This is a genomic window from Acidovorax sp. KNOB132, assembly GCF_057541515.1.
Genome location: NZ_BAAJYT010000001.1, coordinates 20,660 through 37,339, shown reverse-complemented (window position 1 = coordinate 37,339; position 16,680 = coordinate 20,660). Strand labels below are relative to the sequence as shown.

Annotated in this window: 16 protein-coding genes; 5 read left to right on the top strand and 11 right to left on the bottom strand. The window is 64.0% G+C overall.

The window, feature by feature from the left end:
- Positions 1 to 101 precede the first annotated feature (101 nt).
- A complete protein-coding gene (locus AC27IO_RS00185; RefSeq protein ID WP_498736562.1) occupies positions 102 to 3,089 on the top strand; it encodes a UvrD-helicase domain-containing protein in 2,988 nt (995 codons plus the stop codon).
- Between the two features lie 13 nt (positions 3,090 to 3,102).
- Here AC27IO_RS00185 and AC27IO_RS00180 read toward each other — a convergent pair whose 3' ends face one another.
- From AC27IO_RS00180 to AC27IO_RS00155, 6 genes are all read right to left on the bottom strand, one after another.
- Positions 3,103 to 3,846 (bottom strand): response regulator, encoded by a 744-nt coding sequence (locus AC27IO_RS00180; protein WP_498736560.1) that lies wholly within the window; start codon positions 3,844 to 3,846, stop codon positions 3,103 to 3,105.
- A gap of 69 nt (positions 3,847 to 3,915) precedes the next feature.
- Positions 3,916 to 5,007: a DUF6624 domain-containing protein gene (locus AC27IO_RS00175; RefSeq protein WP_498736558.1), complete on the bottom strand. Its 1,092-nt coding sequence runs from the start codon at positions 5,005 to 5,007 to the stop codon at positions 3,916 to 3,918.
- Between the two features lie 22 nt (positions 5,008 to 5,029).
- On the bottom strand, positions 5,030 to 6,133 hold the full coding sequence (locus AC27IO_RS00170) for an ATP-grasp domain-containing protein (protein WP_498736556.1): 1,104 nt from the start codon (positions 6,131 to 6,133) through the stop codon (positions 5,030 to 5,032).
- Between the two features lie 94 nt (positions 6,134 to 6,227).
- Positions 6,228 to 6,419 (bottom strand): hypothetical protein, encoded by a 192-nt coding sequence (locus tag AC27IO_RS00165; protein WP_498736554.1) that lies wholly within the window; start codon positions 6,417 to 6,419, stop codon positions 6,228 to 6,230.
- A 68-nt stretch (positions 6,420 to 6,487) separates the two neighbouring features.
- Entirely contained in the window at positions 6,488 to 8,605 is a 2,118-nt protein-coding gene (locus AC27IO_RS00160) for a peptidase domain-containing ABC transporter (protein ID WP_498736552.1), read from the bottom strand.
- 61 nt (positions 8,606 to 8,666) lie between these two features.
- Positions 8,667 to 9,941: an HlyD family secretion protein gene (locus tag AC27IO_RS00155; protein WP_498736550.1), complete on the bottom strand. Its 1,275-nt coding sequence runs from the start codon at positions 9,939 to 9,941 to the stop codon at positions 8,667 to 8,669.
- Positions 9,942 to 10,036: 95 nt separating this feature from the next.
- On the opposite strand from AC27IO_RS00155, the gene AC27IO_RS00150 reads away from it, so the two are divergent.
- Complete coding sequence (locus AC27IO_RS00150; RefSeq protein ID WP_498736548.1) at positions 10,037 to 10,900, top strand: CPBP family intramembrane glutamic endopeptidase; 864 nt, start codon at positions 10,037 to 10,039, stop codon at positions 10,898 to 10,900.
- Here AC27IO_RS00150 and AC27IO_RS00145 read toward each other — a convergent pair.
- From AC27IO_RS00145 to AC27IO_RS00130, 4 genes are all read right to left on the bottom strand, one after another.
- Positions 10,882 to 11,694 (bottom strand): alpha/beta hydrolase, encoded by an 813-nt coding sequence (locus AC27IO_RS00145; protein WP_498736546.1) that lies wholly within the window; start codon positions 11,692 to 11,694, stop codon positions 10,882 to 10,884. The genes AC27IO_RS00150 and AC27IO_RS00145 overlap by 19 nt on opposite strands.
- The gene (locus AC27IO_RS00140; RefSeq protein ID WP_498736544.1) at positions 11,691 to 13,304 is read right to left on the bottom strand and encodes an ATP-binding response regulator; all 1,614 of its coding nucleotides are present in this window, start codon (positions 13,302 to 13,304) and stop codon (positions 11,691 to 11,693) included. The genes AC27IO_RS00145 and AC27IO_RS00140 overlap by 4 nt, the downstream gene beginning before the upstream one ends.
- A gap of 147 nt (positions 13,305 to 13,451) precedes the next feature.
- Entirely contained in the window at positions 13,452 to 13,919 is a 468-nt protein-coding gene (locus tag AC27IO_RS00135; protein ID WP_498736542.1) for a hypothetical protein, read from the bottom strand.
- A gap of 75 nt (positions 13,920 to 13,994) precedes the next feature.
- The gene (locus tag AC27IO_RS00130) at positions 13,995 to 14,519 is read right to left on the bottom strand and encodes a hypothetical protein (RefSeq protein ID WP_498736540.1); all 525 of its coding nucleotides are present in this window, start codon (positions 14,517 to 14,519) and stop codon (positions 13,995 to 13,997) included.
- Between the two features lie 227 nt (positions 14,520 to 14,746).
- Between AC27IO_RS00130 and AC27IO_RS00125 the strand changes: the two genes are divergently transcribed.
- Entirely contained in the window at positions 14,747 to 14,932 is a 186-nt protein-coding gene (locus AC27IO_RS00125) for a hypothetical protein (protein ID WP_498736538.1), read from the top strand.
- Positions 14,933 to 15,012: 80 nt separating this feature from the next.
- Here AC27IO_RS00125 and AC27IO_RS00120 read toward each other — a convergent pair whose 3' ends face one another.
- Positions 15,013 to 15,843 (bottom strand): hypothetical protein, encoded by an 831-nt coding sequence (locus tag AC27IO_RS00120; protein WP_498736536.1) that lies wholly within the window; start codon positions 15,841 to 15,843, stop codon positions 15,013 to 15,015.
- 189 nt (positions 15,844 to 16,032) lie between these two features.
- On the opposite strand from AC27IO_RS00120, the gene AC27IO_RS00115 reads away from it, so the two are divergent.
- Both AC27IO_RS00115 and AC27IO_RS00110 read left to right on the top strand, forming a co-directional pair.
- Entirely contained in the window at positions 16,033 to 16,425 is a 393-nt protein-coding gene (locus AC27IO_RS00115; RefSeq protein WP_498736533.1) for an integrative conjugative element protein, RAQPRD family, read from the top strand.
- The gene (locus AC27IO_RS00110; RefSeq protein ID WP_498736531.1) at positions 16,422 to 16,661 is read left to right on the top strand and encodes a TIGR03758 family integrating conjugative element protein; all 240 of its coding nucleotides are present in this window, start codon (positions 16,422 to 16,424) and stop codon (positions 16,659 to 16,661) included. The genes AC27IO_RS00115 and AC27IO_RS00110 overlap by 4 nt, the downstream gene beginning before the upstream one ends.
- The last annotated feature ends 19 nt before the right edge of the window (positions 16,662 to 16,680 follow it).

Sequence of the window (16,680 nt, the reverse complement as noted above, 5' to 3'; positions counted from 1 at the left end):
GCACGACCGAAAGCCAGAGCACCATCACAGTTGCCGCGCCCGCCGGGCGCCCCCAGCGAGGGCGTCGCTTACCATCTGCGCCCATAAAGGGGGGAATGCGGGTGGAAGTGAAGAACAAAGGAGAACGGCCGGCGGCTCTGCCGACCGTGACGGTCAAGGAGTCATGGCGTGACGTGTGGTTCTGCTTTCGCAGGCCGGTCGTCCTGGAGATTTCCGCCAATGCGGTGACGGTGGAAGGGCAGGACGTGCGGTACTGGCAACTGTCGGCGGTGCAGGACAGAGCGCCGACCTGGTTCCTGCCGCGGTGGCTGGACCGCGGGCACCTCGTTCTGACCTACCGATCAGGCAAGGAAGAGCGTCACTGGTCCTTCGCCCTGCCCAACGACATCCGCGCCCAGGCGCGCAAGGCGACGCTGCAGCGTGTGCACCGGGAACTGGCACGCGCGCTGGACGCGGCCGACCAGGCGCTGGTCCCGCTTCGAATCGACGCCGAGGGCACCTATCGATCGGACCGGTACGTCAGGCACTCCCAGGCCGGGCGGATCACCAGGGACCACTCGGAAACGATCCGGAAGATGGTCCCGGTCTTGGCCACACTGCACCAGCACCCCCTGCTTGCGCGCAGTGACAGGGAACAGGCTCGGTCGTTGAAGGAAGAGCTGGATGGCCTCGCCCGGTTTGTGCTCGAACCCGAGGCCTCGCGCGGAGAGCACAACGAGCGATATCTCGCGCATCAGTCCCTGGCGGAGGCCCCCTACTTCAAAGCGGTCGAAAGCGGCGAGCTGACTGCCGAGCAAACATCCGCCGCGCTGGTGTTCGAGGATGCCACCCTGGTCGTTGCCGCCGCAGGTTCCGGCAAGAGTTCGTGCATCGTCGGTAAGATCGGCTTTGCGCTCAAGTCCGGGATGTTCAAGGACCACGAGATCCTCGCCCTCGCCTACAACAAGGAGGCCGCCAAGAGCCTGCAGACGCGGTTGTCCGAGAAGCTCTCGAAGGCCATCAAGCGCGAGGTGTCGGTCGCGTCGAAGACCTTCCATTCCTTTGGGCTTTCTGTGCTGGTGGAGGCCCATGGCGAAGGCATCCGGCCGCGCGTGCTGGAGGAGGATGCCGGAGAAGAAGGGCGCTTCCTGCGCGCGGTCATTGCACGCCTTAAGGACGAGGACCTCGCCTTTCAGCAGGCGCTCGCCGACTGGCTCCTGTTCGCGCCCTTCGAAGACCCCAGCCCGTTCGGCGTGACCGGCGATCTGGAGGAATGCGCCCGGCGCTACGAGGAGTGCTGTCGGCAGCGCATCAAGGCGAAGAGAGAAGAGGGAAAGGAAAGCTACAAGCCCACCATCCCCACCCTGGACCCGGTAACCCCGGTGCGCTCCCTGGAAGAGCGTAGCATCGTGAACTGGCTGGTTCTGCGGGGCATTCCATTCGATTATGAATTGCCCGACTGGGACGGCGCGGAACTGCTCGGGCTCGGCGTGTTTCCCTCCTCGGGGAAGCCGCGCCCCTACAAGCCAGACTTCACCTATCGCAAGACTCAGCGCCTGCGCGATGGCACACAGCGCGACGTGCTCATAGTGCACGAGCATTTCGGATTGGACAGGAATGGGCGAGCACCCGCATGGATGGGTGGCGACGAGTACGAAGCGCAGGCCCGTAGCAAGCGAGCGATGTTCAAGAAGCGGGTCGCGAGCAGCCAGCGCACCAGGAAGCCCGTCGTCTTCTTCGAGACCACCTCGGCCCAGTTGCGCGATGGCACGCTGTGGGCCTATCTGGAGCAGTCGCTCAAGGACGCCGGCATCGCGGTGGGTGCACCGTCCGCGGACGTGTACCGGCGGGCGATCGCCAGCTTCGGCCCCCTCGATGACCGCGAGAAGCTCATCATGGACTTCGTCCTGCGCTTCAAGGACTCGGGCCTCACGGAAGAACAGGTCTTGAAGGAAGCAGAACAACACCCCAACCCGTGGCGCGCGGGCCTTTTCCTGAAGGTGGCGTTTTCCGTGTTCCATGCCTACCAGCAAGCGTTGAAGGACGCCGGCAAGATCGACTACGCCGACATGCTGCGCGAGGCGGTGACCGCGCTGCAAAGCGGTCGTGTCCAGACGCCCTATCGGTTCGTCCTGGTGGACGAGTTCCAGGACATCGCACGCCTGCGCGCGAACCTGGTGAAGTCCGTCCTGGACCAGGCCCCAGACGAGTCGATCGTGTTCTGCGTGGGCGATGACTGGCAGACGATCAATCGGTTCTCAGGATCCGACGTCGGCATCTTCAAGAACATCGGCGACCATTTCGGGCGCCATGAGCGCCAGTTGGTGCTGTCGCGCACGTTCCGCTGTTCCAGCGGGATCGCTACGCTGGCCCGCGAACTGGTGCTGAAGAATGCCAACCAGTTCGACAAGCCCGTGCATGCCCGACCAGATCGGCTGACCCAGTGCGTGCGTGTCGTTCTTCACAAGCCCGGTGCGGCGCACAGGATGCCGGCGCTGGAGACGCAGCTGGCAAGCCTGATCGACACCGGCAAAGCCCTTGGCCTCGCACTTCCGACTGTGCAGATCCTCACCCGCACGACCGCCGAAACGACGGCGCCGCAGGGACTGGACTCGGAGGAAGCGATCAAGGCGCTGAAAGTCAGATACGACGGCAAGCTGCAAGTGCAGGTCATGAGCCTGCACGGGTCCAAGGGCCTGGAGGCCGATTTCGTGGTGCTGGTGGGACTCGATTCCGGCTTTCGGGGCTTCCCGGACGAACGCGCACCGGAGCCGTTGCTGGACCTGGTCTTGCCCAAGCTCGCCAACGAGAACGAAGAAGAACGCCGTCTGCTCTACGTGGGTCTCACCCGGGCCAAGCACCAGGTGGTGATCCTGGCCAATGGCGAGGCGCCGAGCGAATATGCCCTAGAACTGGCGGCACTTTCGGAACGGCACCCCTTCATCGAATGGGTCAACCTGGACGCGCAGCGGGTAGCGTGCCCCAAGTGCAAGATCGGGTCCCTGGAGGCCCACCGCTATAACGCACGCAGGTTCGATTGCTCCCGTTCCGCGAGGTGTGGCTATCGGGCCTGGGTCCCCCAGACACTCAGCCAGACAGCCGCCCGATGAAGCGCTGGCATCTTCACCAGCACCCCGGTTCTCCATCGAGTTCGTACAGCAGCCCGTTCGTATACAGATAAGGGAGCAGATCGCCCCCATCGCGTAACCCCAGCTTCCTGAGGCCGTTGTACTTGTGCGTGGTCACAGTGGCGTAACTGCGCCCCGTGCGCGACACGATCTCCTGCGCCCTCTCTCCGCGACAGAGCGCGAGCAACACCGCCTTCTCTGCCGCCGTCAGCGATGCCCAGGAATGCGACTGGATGGATTGCAGATCAATGCGACCATCCAAGTGGTATTGGCCGCCGCAAACCGCAACGATGGCCTCCATGAGTTCCGCGGCGGGGCTGGTCTTGGCAACGTATCCCATGGCACCGGCATCGATGACGGCCTTGGCCAGAAACGCACTTTCATCCGCGGTGTAGACGAGCACGCGGGCTTCAGGATCGGCCCGCAGCAGCGCCTGCACCAGCTTGGCCCGCTTGACCGCCCCAGGCATCACCAGATCGAGCACCACCACACGCACTTCGGCCGAAGGCCCCGCACACGCGTCCAGCAGTTCCGCACTGCCGGCGAACGTGGAACACTGCGATGGAGGCACTCCGATGACCTCGGCCAGCAACTGCCCTACCGCGAACGTCACCGAAGGATGGTCGTCGGCAATGAGATAGCGAAAGTGCTGCTGGTCCGTCCTTTCAAGGTGCTTGGATCGTGCGCCTGCAGACGACAATCGGTTGACCGGCTTGGTATCGGAGATCGGTTCCGTCATGGCCCTTGCCACCCATCAGCCTTCATCAATAACCACCTTGAAGATCCATGAACGAGCACCCAAGGGCTCTCATTCACTCTGCATCGAGCGGAAATACGAATCGAACGGTTCCATCTCCATGGCCTCGCGCCTGCGGTCGATTCCCGGTCTGTCTTCGATGGGATAAGGCTCGAGCTTTCCATTCTCTTCACCGATTTGTGACCCATAGATCTGGGGCTTTCCCTGGTACATCCTCAGACGATCGATCATGAGGGCGTAATCGTGGCGCGCCAGTTCGCCCCGGAGCACGAGGGGGCGAGCGTGGATGAGTGCGTCCTGCATCAGCTCAGGGCTATGGGAATGTTGCACGAGCAGGTAGAACTCGCCGACGCCCTTGCGACCCACCATCGCCTGGCTCGGAAATCCATGCTGCCGAAGGACCTCTGCGACGAACTGGCTGTTCTTGGCGTCGTCCGCATTGACCGCCTTGGCTTCGGCGGAATCGGCATCCGTCGCCGCGTTATCCCATGCCTCGCGCAAGGACTGGTCCCGCTGGTACCGCTCATCCAGGGCCCGCCGCAAATCAGGGTGGGTCATCGGCACGGGACGTTGGCAGAGGCCAGACGCAGCCACCACCGCGTCGTGCGGCACACCCACCGATAGCAGATCGTTGGCCGCCCGCAGATCCAGAGCGACCGGCGCCAGTCCGATTTCATCGCGATGCTGGTTGACGGTCCTCTCGTCCAGGCCTTTCGGCAGACCCAGCAGCCCATCCTTGAGCTCCGGGATGGCGCCATAGGTTTGCTTCTTTCCACGTGCGACGGACAGACGGTCGGCCAGCTCGGCGTAACCTCTGGGGTCAATGTCGTCACCGACGCGCTCGTAGAGCGCATCGACCACCTTCCGCTGGAGTGCCTTGTCCCCACCGGAGGCCAGGATCACCGGCCCCATGGCATTGAGCACGTCGCACCCCACCTGCCCCTCGGACGGGACACCGCCCTCCAGCACCTTCTTCAGCGCATCCAACTCTTCGCGATTGAGGGGACGTTCGCTGGCGCGCGCTTTCAGAGCGAGGAGTTGATCTCGCAGCGCGGACCCGGGACCTTCCGCACTGTGCGCGAATGGCACCTGGGCCATGAGGCCCAGAACGAGACAAGTCGAAATCGCTACGAGTCGGGACATTCAGCGGCACCCTGTCTGAAAATCAAGAATACCTCGTATCCACCGCGCCGGCACTGCTGAGCTGGGTCGCCAGTTGCGCGTAGCGATGGGACGTGCAGATGGCTTGCAACTCGATCCCGTTCGAGTCAGCCGACGGTGGCGGGCTCGCGTCGGACGACAGTCCGATGACAAAGTCACAGAACCCGCCAAGAACCCTCATGGAGGGAACGTAGTCCTCCACCCAGAGGAATTGCCCCTGCTGATTGACCTCCACGAAAATGCAATTTCCAGAGCGATCCACGATGAAATCGAAGCACCCCATATCCAGTGCCATTGCCCGCATGAACTCAAGGCACTTGCCATGGATTTCGGCCGGCAGTTCGATCGGACTCAGGACGCCTTGAAGGTCGTCTATCGCTCGCCAGTCGATCCTGCCGACAGCATCGGCCTGGGAGTCGATGCGCACGGAATATTCCCGCCCCCCGAAGAAGGTTGAGCGGATTTCATACTGTTTTTCGATGCGAGATTGGTAGATGGCGGGTACGGCCCGAATGGTGTCTGGGTCCGTCAGATCATCGGCGGCAATACCCGACGTGTAGTTCTCGCGCACCCCGTCCTTCTCGATCCACGTCATCGAACCGAAGGTCTTGAAAATCGCCCCCGGCCCATCTGCACTTCGGTCAAGGACGAATTGCCGGATGGCCTCCGGGTCGTTGCTGATCAATGTGTCCGGAATCTGGAACCCTACCAGCGATGCCTGGCGCAGCTGCTGGATTTTGCTTTCCCCGTTCCAACGAACCGCTGGCGAATGCAGCCAGCGCGCCGACGCCCCCAGGGGCGACCAGAAGAATCCGAAGAACGCGGCGTTGTCCACCGCAGCAAATCTCCGGTCATCGGGGTGCAGCCAGTCCGGCAGTTCCATCTTTCCAATGCGGCGCAGCCACACGACGTCGAAATCCGTTGGCAAGTACGTGCGTCCGCACACCGTCCACTGGACCTCGCCTTGGCGGAACCGGACACTGCCCACGTGCTCCCCCGCCACGGGCGGCTCGCTCCAGACGACACAGACGTGCCCCAGCGATTCGAGCGCCGTGGCAACGGCCAGTGCATGGACGTCTTGCGTGTTGGAAATGATGAGAAGGTTCATGCCGCTCGCCGTGTCCCTGCCCTGAGTGCCGGCACCGAATCGGAGAGGGTCCAGTGCACTGGACCCTCCTTCAACGATGCTGCCCGACGCGATTTCAGTTGTCGTCGAAGGTGCGCGACGAGCCGTTGGGACCACCGCCCACGGTGATCTTCGTGCGCTTCGGCTTCTTCTTGTCGCCGTCGTCGCCGTCGTCGTCGCCACCGGAAACCTGCGAGATCTCCTCGTTGCTCAGCGCGCGCGCATGCACGTAGCCCATCAACCGCTTGGTGCTGATTTCGTTCTGCATCTTTCTGCTCCGTAGGAACAAACATGGTGGCAGCGAAAGCCGCGCTGCCTTCGGCATCCAGGGTGGGTTCACCCTGAAATCTCGGTGGTGCGATGGACCCGGGGCTCGGGCGCCCCTGTCTTTTCGGTCAAGCGGTTGCTGACGACGCAACCGCTGCGCAGGACCACGACCCGATCCGCACTGGCGATCGTGTCTGGCCGGTGCGCAATGATGATTCTGGTGATGTCCAGTCGCTCGATTTCATGGTTGATCCGGCGCTCACAGTCCACATCCAGATGGCTGGTGGCCTCGTCCAGCACGAGAATCCTGGGCTTCTTGTACAGCGCCCTCGCCAGCAAGACCCGCTGCTTCTGGCCACCCGACAGCGAGGACCCCATGTCGCCCACGAACGACTCGTAGCCCATCGGCATGGCGCTGATCTCCTCGTGGATGTGCGCCAGTCGCGCCGCCGCCATGATGTCTTCGAGACTGCCAGCCTCATCGAAGAAGGAGATGTTTTCGGCAATCGAGCCAGCGAACAGGGCATCGTCCTGCATCACGGTTCCGATGAGGCTGCGGTATTCGCTCAGGCCATGGTGAAGAATGTCGGTCCCGTTGATTTCGATCCGGCCGCTGCTGGGCTGCAAGAGTCCCAGCAACAACTTCGCCAATGTGCTTTTGCCGCACCCACTGGCCCCCACGATGCAAAGGGACTGCCCCGCCTCAATCTCCAGGTCGACCCCATTGAGCACCAGGGGCTCCCCCTGCGCATAGCGAAAGCAAACCCCTTTGAGCGACAGATTCGGGCGCCCGGCCTCCGCGCCGCTGCGCACACTCAAGGCATTTCGCTCCGGGGCTGCCAGCGAGATGTCGGCAATGCGCTCGCCATGCAGACGCAGCATTTTCAGCTCAACCAGCTTGTCGACCAAACCGCCCATCTTCGCGGAGAATTGGTCCGCATAGGCCACGAAGGCAACGACAATTCCGGCCGAGAACCGGCCCTGCATCGTGAAGTACGCGCCCAATGCGATGAGGGACGCGCGAAGCAACCCGAACAGGCACTGGCTGACGACGGCAAACGAGAGGGTGATGCGCTGAACGACCATGTCGCGCTCTGCCATTTCGTAGGTCGCGTTGGCCAAGCGCGCGCTGCGGTCGCTCTGCTTGTTCGCGAGCTTGATCGCCTGCACGCCACGCACGGACTCCATCAGCACGGTCTGCTGCTTCGCGCCGTACACGAGTTGTTCCTCCGTGGTCCGCCACAGCGTGCGGTACATCACCCAGCGCAGCAGAATGTAGACCGCGAAAACGCCCACCACGCAGCCGGTGAGAGGCAGGCTGTAGATGCAGAGGATCCCCAGCGCCAGGATTCCCATCACGCCATCGAGCATCGCCTCGACAAAGCTGCCCGTCAGCGTGGACTGTATCGAGTGGACCGAGGAGAACCGGGAGACGACATCGCCCATGTGGCGCTTTTCGAAGTACTCCAGCGGCAGCTTCATGAGGTGGCTGAAGAGGTTGTTTGTCCACTGCGCACCCAGCGACGCGCCGAGCCAGCTCAAGATCCATGCGCGCGCCAGCGTGAGACCGGACTGGATCACGATGACCAGCATGAAGCCGACCGTCATCACGGCAAGCAGGCTGCGATCCGAGGTCACCAGCACCTGGTCGAGCACCCATTGCATCTGGAAAGGCAGGGTCAGCCCCAGCACCTCGATGCCGACGGCAAGGCCGACGATCTGCAGCAATGCGCGCTTCCAACCGAAAACGCGCCCCGTCAGCGAACGCAACGGCATCGGCTTGGGTCGCCGCGTCGTCTCGAAGTCCTCAGTGGGAATGAGTTCCAAAGCAATGCCGGTGAAGTGCTTGCTCGCCTCGTCCATCCCCATTCGGACGCGCCCTCGCGCAGGGTCATGGATCTCTATGCCCTTGTTCGTGACCCGGCTCAGCACCACGAAGTGATTGAGGTTCCAGTGCAGGATGCAGGGCACGACGGCATCGCGCAGGTATTCCATCTCGGCGCGAAGCGGCCGCGTGGCAAACCCCACGGCATTGGCGATCTGCATGACGCGGGACAAGGTCGCGCCTTTGAGCGACGTGCTGAACCGCCTGCGCATGCCGGCAAGATCGACGTGGTGCCCGTGGTATCCCGCAATCATCGTCAGGCACGCCAGGGCGCACTCTGCAGCCTCGGTCTGCATCACCATGGGAAGGCGCTTTCTCACGTGCCAATCCGCCCAGTGCCTGCCCGCACCCATCAGCCCCTCGCTAACCATGCTGGTGGTCCTCGATGGAGCGCTTTTGCAAGCCGTAGAGGGGTTCGAACAACCACTCGATCAGGCGGCGCCGGTCCAGGAGGATGTCCGCGTCGAGCGTCATCCCCGGCCGGAGCGCTTCGGGCTTGCCGTAGATCTGGACGTCCTGGCTCTTCAGGTCCACCAAGACCCGGTAGCTCGCCTCCTTGATGTCCTTGCCCGTCGTCTTGTTCGCCTCCGAGGGCGAAAGCGAGCTGCGCGACACCTGCTGTACCCGACCGAGGTACTGGCCGAACTTCTGGTACGGGTAGGCCCGATACCGGATGACGACCTCCTCTCCGGTGCGAAGGAATCCAACCGCCTGGGTCGGCACCCAGAGCTCCGCCTGCAACTTCGAAGAAGCGGGAAGAACCGCCATCATCGGCTGCTGTGCTCCCACCGACTGCCCCACATACACAGGGGCACTGGTCACCACGCCATCGACGGGCGCTTTCAAAAGCCCTGCGTTCTGCGCGGCATTTCTGGCCTGGAGTTGCATGACGTCGGCCAACTGGCGCCCGGTCTCGTTGTCTTTGCCCGCAAGCACCGCGGGCAGCTGATCCCACTGGGCCTGGAGTTCGTTCAGTTGCTGGCGCAACTGCAATCCCTGGCGGCGCAAATCCTTCAGCTGCGCCTGGTGCTGCAACGCCTGGTCGTGTTGCGTGAGGATCTGCTGCCGGCTGACGACACCGGAGTCCTGGTATCTCGACCACTGCTCGTAGAGCGCGATGGCATCTTTCGCCCGCTGGCTTTGCAGATCCGCCTGGTCATCGACCTGGCGAATCTGGCCTTGGAGCAGCTGGATCCGCTCCTGAATGTCCTTGCGCTGGATGGCGCCCATCCGATCTTGACCGGCGAGATCGTCCATCAACTTCTGGCGCTTATAGGACAACTGCTCTGCTACGGCGGAATTGACGTCGCCCATCGCAGCGCTGCTTTGCGTTTCGGAAATCTCCAGCAACGGCTGTCCGGCGTTGACGCGGTCACCCTCGCGCACGTGAATCCGCGTGACGGTGCCTGGCGACGGCGCTGCCACCATCAGCAGCCCATGGCTTGGCACCAGCGCTCCACTCACCGGTTCGTGGCGGGTGTAGCGCCCGAGAAACAGCAGCATGACGATCGCGAAAACGGCAGCGATGCTGAAGCCCACGAAAGCCCATCCAATGCGCGGCGTCTGCAAGCGGATCGATCCGACGAGCTGGCTGCGTCTGTTCTTGTAAACCTCTTCCCGGAACAAGCTGGAGCTCACACCATGGTCCTCGCGCGCCGATTCGTAGCAATGCATCGCAATCTGTGTGCGGGCTATGATGTCAGGCCACTGCCTCCCTTCCTATTGGGAAATCTATGAGTTTCCGGGTACTGATCGAAGGGTGGACCTGGCTTCCCTGGACCGTCATCTTTCCTGCCACGGTGCTGCTGTGGCACCACCGCTCGCGTGTTCTCGGTCTGTGGGCGATCGGTATCGGCTACGCGCTCGCTTCGCTGGTGGGACAGATTTCCGCACAGGTCGTGTTCTGTCTTGCAGCGTTGCTGTTCGCGGGCTGGGCGGTCGCGGATGGCCGCCCCCGCGAACTGCGCATCGCCGGGCATGCGCTGTTTATCCTGACCGCTCTGGTCCTGCGCCAGCACATCGCGCCCGGCTTCCACAACCCACTCGCACTGGAAGGCACGCTCGCCACCGGCGCGGTGCCATTCAAGGCCTACCTCAATCTCGACAAGACGCTGGCTGCGGTATGGGTCGTGGCGGCAATCGCCTGGCTGGACAACGACGGTCCGGTGAAGCGGCGCATCTGCGCGGGCATGCTCATCGGCTTGGCCACCTTCGTGCTGCTGGCGGTGCTTGCCCTGAGCGCTGGCGTGGTGCAGGTGGAGCCGAAGATCCCTCCCGCGACCTGGCTATGGGCACTGAACAACATCCTGCTGGTCTGCTTCGCCGAGGAAGTCTTGTTCCGCGGCTACGTGCAGGGCGGCCTCGCCCGTCTGCTGGCCGGCCGTCGCGGTGGCGAATGGATAGCGATCGTGGTTGCTGCCGCGCTCTTCGGCGTCTCGCACCTGGGACAGGGCCTGGCCATGCAAATGCTGGGCGCCGTCGCGGGCATTGGCTACGGCATCGCCTACCGCCGATACGGGCTGCCAGGGGCCATCGCCGCCCACGCCATTCTCAACGTGAGCCACCTCCTGCTGCTGACTTACCCCGCCCTGGCTTGAGCCGCGCGCGGCAGGAAGGCCTGCATAAATTCCACGGAGGCCGTCGCCACGGCCCCCGCGATCGTCGTCTTGTGGGGTGAGCCGATGGCGTGGGCGCCCGCGGCAAACGCCTGCGCGCGCCGGTTGGCCGGTGGTGTCCCGAGCGCATCGAACATGGCCAGCATCGCAGGCACGGAGGCCGTCTGGTCTTCACCGCCTTCCGGATCCCGGTAATACCCCAGGTACACCGGACAACGTACCCGGGGCCAAGGAGGCGCAACAGCGTTCTTCCGGAATGTCTCGCGCAGTGCCCCGAAGCCATCCGGATGGACGGTATCGGACCAGTACGCGAGGACGGCTTGCGACCTCGGACGCTGGTCTTTCCAGGGATCGTGCCCGGCACACAACTGGTCCAGCAGCGCGGGATCGGCGGCCTGCACGCCAGGCGACCAAGCCACGACCGCGGCCACGTCATCGGGCCGGGCGGCGGCAAGCCAGAGACCGAGCGTGGCGCCGAGGGAGGACCCGACGATGGCCACGGCCTCCCCCATCTCGCACGCGCGGTCCAGGGCCTCGATCGCCGACGCCTCCAGGCGCTCCGCGGTCAGCCCACGCATCGCGTCAGCAGCCTCTTCGCCGTGTCCCGGCCAGCAGTGCACGCAGAGGTTGGCGCCCACTGCGTCGGCCATCTGCTCGGGCAGTTCGCCGGCCTCACCGGGGCTTGCGGTGAAGCCATGGAGGTACAGGAGCGCGAGAGGGGTACGTACACCGGCGCCCAGACGCCATCGCTCTCTCGCTTCGTTGCCAGGCTTCACCCTTCGCTCCCGGGTGCCCGCCTGGCCGCATGGTGCCTGATGGCGGCAAGCAGTTCGTGTGCATTGATCGGCTTTGCCAGGTAGCCCGATATGCCGCTGGACATGGCGTCCCGGACCGACTCGCTGCGGGTGTCGGCCGTCAGGACGATGATCGGTGGGAGACGGGCGACGTTGCCGGCCACCTCGTGCAATGCATCCCAGCCGGACGTTCCCGGCATGTGCAGGTCCAGGAATACGATGTCCGGCGCCGCCGCCTGGATTCTGCCGACCGCGTCGCGGCCATCGGCGTGGAACGTCACGCGATGACCGGCGCGCGACAGCAGGTTGTCGATGACCACGCGATTCATCTCCATGTCTTCGAAGACCAGGCAATGCAGCGAAGGCACCCTCTCCCGGTGCTCGCTCAAAGCCTCGTGCAGGTCCAGGGACCTGCTCCTGTCCACCACCGCTGCCGGCGCCGTGAATCGCCAACGAAAGATGCTGCCGCCTGCAGGATTGTCGCTGACCGACAGGGTCCCTCCCATGGCTTCGCACACCGATCGCGCGATGTACAGGCCCAGGCCCACGCCGCCCTCTGTCCGGCTCGAACCGGAACTGAGCTGCTGGAACGGGGCAAAGATCGCCTCCTTCTTGCTGTCTGGAATGCCTATCCCCGTGTCGACGACGGTCACCAGCATGTCCCAACGGCCTTCGACCGGTGTCCCAGCGATCGTCAGATCCACCGTGCCTCCCGCTGGCGTGAACTTGATGGCATTGGTGACCAGGTTGGTGATGACCTGCTCGATGCGGCCCTCGTCGCCCGTCAGGCACGGCGTTTCGGGCGCCTCGATCTGCCATCCGATGGTCACCCCCTTCGCGGACGCCGTGTTGGCGCACACGGCTTGCACCGTGCTCATCACGTCCCGCATGTTGAGCGGTTTCTCGACCAGCCGCAGCCGGTCGCCATCGATGCTGGCGACGTCAAGGACCTCGTTCACCCGATGCCGCAGCGCGTTCGCGTTGGCGCTGACCACCTGCATCAGGTCCTGTTGCTCGCGTTGCAGGGAGCGCGCGTCGATGAGTTGCGCGCAGTTGATGATCGCGTTGAGCGGTGTGCGCAGTTCGTGGCTCATGGTGCTGATGAAGCGGCTTTGCGTCTCGCGGGACGCCAGGGCCTGGAACGCGATCTCCTGCATGGCCAGAACCATGCGGGCCACCATGAGCGGCAACACGACGGTCAGCGCCACCGCGTAGACGAAATAGGCCGGCCGGGACAGCCAGTATCCCTGCGGGGCCGTCAACAACAGCAGCACGAAGATGCCGATCAAGGCGGGCTTGATCGCTTTCTTCCCATAGCGCGCAACGGCCGCGATGGCAATGAAGGGCAAGAAGGCGTTGAGCCAGATCAGCAGGATGAACGAGTAGTAGGTCTGTATGCCGATGACCAGAAGGTTCATGGAGAACCCGGCGCCGTCCAGCCAATCGCTCGCCGGGATGACGCGGCGGCGCACGAGCACCATCCAAACCAGCGAGACCACCAGCAAGGCGGCCGTTACAGGAAACACCGACCGCGCCTCCTCCTGCAGGATCGGCTGCGGCCCATACATCCAGCCACCGCTCCACACCGTCACGATGGCCTGGATGATGAAGCGGCCGATGCATGCCCGGTACTCCAGGAAGGATTCAAAGATCCGGACCAGCCGATCGTTCTTGAGCTGCTTGGCCGCCAGGATCAGGCCGGGCGCCTCCAGCTGCGCTGCATCACCTCGCATAACGGCTCACGCCCCCCGTGCTTCGGCCAGCGTTTCGCGAAAGCCCGTGATGAGCTTGAGCGCTGCGTTCGCCAAGGCGTGGTAGCGCCGCGCGACCACGATCCTGTCCACCCCATGGCAGAAGTCCGAGCGCAGCCGCTCGCACGCCTGCAGCAGTTGCGCGGCGCCCGCGGGCGCCAGCGCGTTCTTCAACGCGTGGATCTGGTCGAGGATGCTCTCTTCGCTCGTGTCTGGGACGTGGATCGTGCACGTGCCGATGCAACGCTCGATCTCCCCAAGCACTGCAGCCACATAGTCGGGCAGGCTGTCCGAATTGAGGTGGAGCATCAGGTCAAGCATCGAGCCTGGCTGCACGTGCGGCTGGGCATGGAATGGGTCGTTGTTGCGGGCCGCCGATGCGGGAGTCGCCGAACCACCCTGGGCCCGGCGCGGCCAGTCGAGTTTGTGCAAAAGCTTGTGGACGACGGATGTCATCGGACCATTCCTCAGATCGGCTGGAGCCGCGAGCACGATCTTGATCTGCGGGCCGACGCGCCGGTGCGGCCGGTGCTATCTGTCTACGAATCGAGACAGAACCCCCTGCGCGCCGACAGGCATATCAGCGTCCACGGCCCCCAAATCCATGGGCCTTGGGGGGCGGCGCGCCTGCGCTCGCCCAAAAAAACGCCCGCGGTGCGTGCTGGACATGGCTTGCAAGGCATCGACGATGAAGACCATGCGCGCAAGAGCATTGCGCTCTGTGGAAAGCGCGCCGAACCACCCCATGGCCATGTTTGATAACTGTATATTTGAACAGTGTTTTGCGAACTCATCCAACTTCGACGCAACGGGCTGCGGCTGCGCCCTGATGAATGGCCCGCTCCGCTCATAGGCGAGCTGCGTCTGTTCTACTGGCAACAGCGACAAACCAACCTGCGCCGAACCCTCCGGGACCTGAGCCTGTGGGTCGGCTGGGGCACCACGTGCGCGCCAAAATGCAAAATCCTGGACCCCGTTCTGATCGATCTCGTCGGCGACGGCTTCCTTTTTCGCGGCACGCAAACGCATGTCGTTGAAGATCGCGTGTATGAGCATGAGCAGCTATGGCTGTTGCGGCCGCGCCAATCGATCGATGGGCCGGCGCTGCCCCCGATCGATCTGTCCCAATGGATCAAACATGTGCCAGAGACTCTACACCCAAGCCCCATTGCGCCCTTGGTAGTTGAGTCCAGTGCCGACCTTCCGAATGCCATGGGTGGAGAAGCCCCGATATCACGGCGCAAGCCCGGGAGGGATTCGTGAATCACGCAAGGTCTCCGGACGTGGGCCTCTTCGAACTGCTCACCATGGCCCGTCAAGCGGGCGTGGTTGCTCCCGATGCGGAAATGCCCCAGCCCCTGCTGGAATACAGCTACGCGTTGGTGCAATCGTGTGCTCGGATTGGCGATCCATACGGAGACTGGGACGCCAATGCGGGGGATCACATCAGGGCTGTATTTTTTCCCTGACGCCAGACCTCAGGCGCCGATGCGGCCGAGAGAACGGCGCACAGGAGCGGCGTGCTGCCTGCCCCCTGGCGCTTCGCCACTCAGGGCTCCGAAGGCCCAGGTAGAACTTGCGAGGAACCGTTCTTGCCTTTGTCGAGATAGAACACGCACCGACTCCAGCACTGTTGAACCTCGATGGATCGACTGCTCCGGAGCACCTCGCTGATTTCGTCAATGCCCCATTTCTGTCCGTCAGGCGGTCGCACGGTCACCCTCGCCGGCAGGTGGCCACCCACGCGCATGACCAGGTAGCCGCCCGGGGGGATCTCGAAGTGCTTTATTGAACTCGGGTGGTCGCGGTCCGCATTCATCCGACGCACGTTGGCACGCAGTCTTTTTGCGAGGAGGCACAGGGCCTTGAATTGGCTACCGCTCCACAGGTCGTCGGTTCGGCGGTTGATGGCGCCAATCGGTGTTTCGCCTTGGCGCGGCGTAGCGGGATACCTTGCCTCCAGCGTGACCGCCTTGCTCAGGAACTCCAGCAGGTCGCGCGGGGCGAGTGACGCATCGATCTCCAGATCATCGGCCAGCCGGGCGTAGTCATGGCCGTAGCGCCTGGTGTCCGCCGCGAACAGCGATTCGGGACAGTGCCGGAGCCATTGGGCCAAGCCTGCCTTCAGGTACATCTCGACGGCGTAACCGAGCAGAAGGACCGATGCCCTGGGATTTCCCGAAAGCGCGATCAACTCGCTGGGCTGCGGGGATCGGTTCGGGCGCGCCCTGATCTGTCGCCGCTGGCACAGCCAGCGGGCCCGGATCGATCGTGCAGTGGTCACCAGCCCATCCCCCTCCTGGATCCAGGCATTCGCATCGAAGACCCCGTGGCTTTCCTTGCCGAGCCGCTTGGGCGTCAGTGCCGCGTTTTGAACCATTGCATCGCCTCCAACAGGGCCGGATCGAAGGATCGTCCTGGTCCTCCCTGGATTCTAGGAAACCACACCCCGCTCCGTCGCCATACCGCCGCCCTGACAAAGCGGTAGCGCGCCCGTCCCCATTGATGGCGGCATACCGGCGGACCCCGCCGCAGCATCGAGTCTCCCCACCGCCCCAGGAGACCCGACATGACCTCGCGTGCCACGGCCAGCCACGACGCTCCCATCCACCTCCCCCTGTGCGGCGTGCTGGCCGTGGCACTCCTTTGTGGCGGCGTCGCATCGGCGCACGCCGATCCCGCCATCGAACGCGAGCAACTGGCAAGCGCCATGCGCCTGCTCGACCAGGTGGACCGCATCGCCCTGGCATCGGACGCAACGGCGGCTGTGCAACCGGCCCGATACCACTTCGACTACGCCCGCCTGCGCGACGACGTGGGCCGCATGCGAGCGGGCTTTGCCAGTTACCTCACGCCCCAGCGCGCGCAGCCGCGTGACCCGTCGTCTCTGGCGGGCCATTACACCCGCGAGGACGCCCGCGAGAGCACCAGCCCTTCACCGCAGCAGGAGCGATCGCGATGACCGCGAGCGCCGATCAGATCGCCGCATTCCAGGCCAATGGCGGCTTCACGCCCTCGGCCGTCTCGGCCGTGGTGCTGAGCTTCGTGTTCGCCGTCCTGCTGCTGTGGGGCGTCTGGGCCATGCGCACGGCCTATGTCGGCTGGGCCGAGCACCGGACTTCGCAACGGCAGTTCCTGGGCGTGATCGCCCGCTTCCTCGCGATGTACGTGGTGCTGAGCTTCTTCCTGCTTTCCTGATGACTCCGAAGGATTCGCC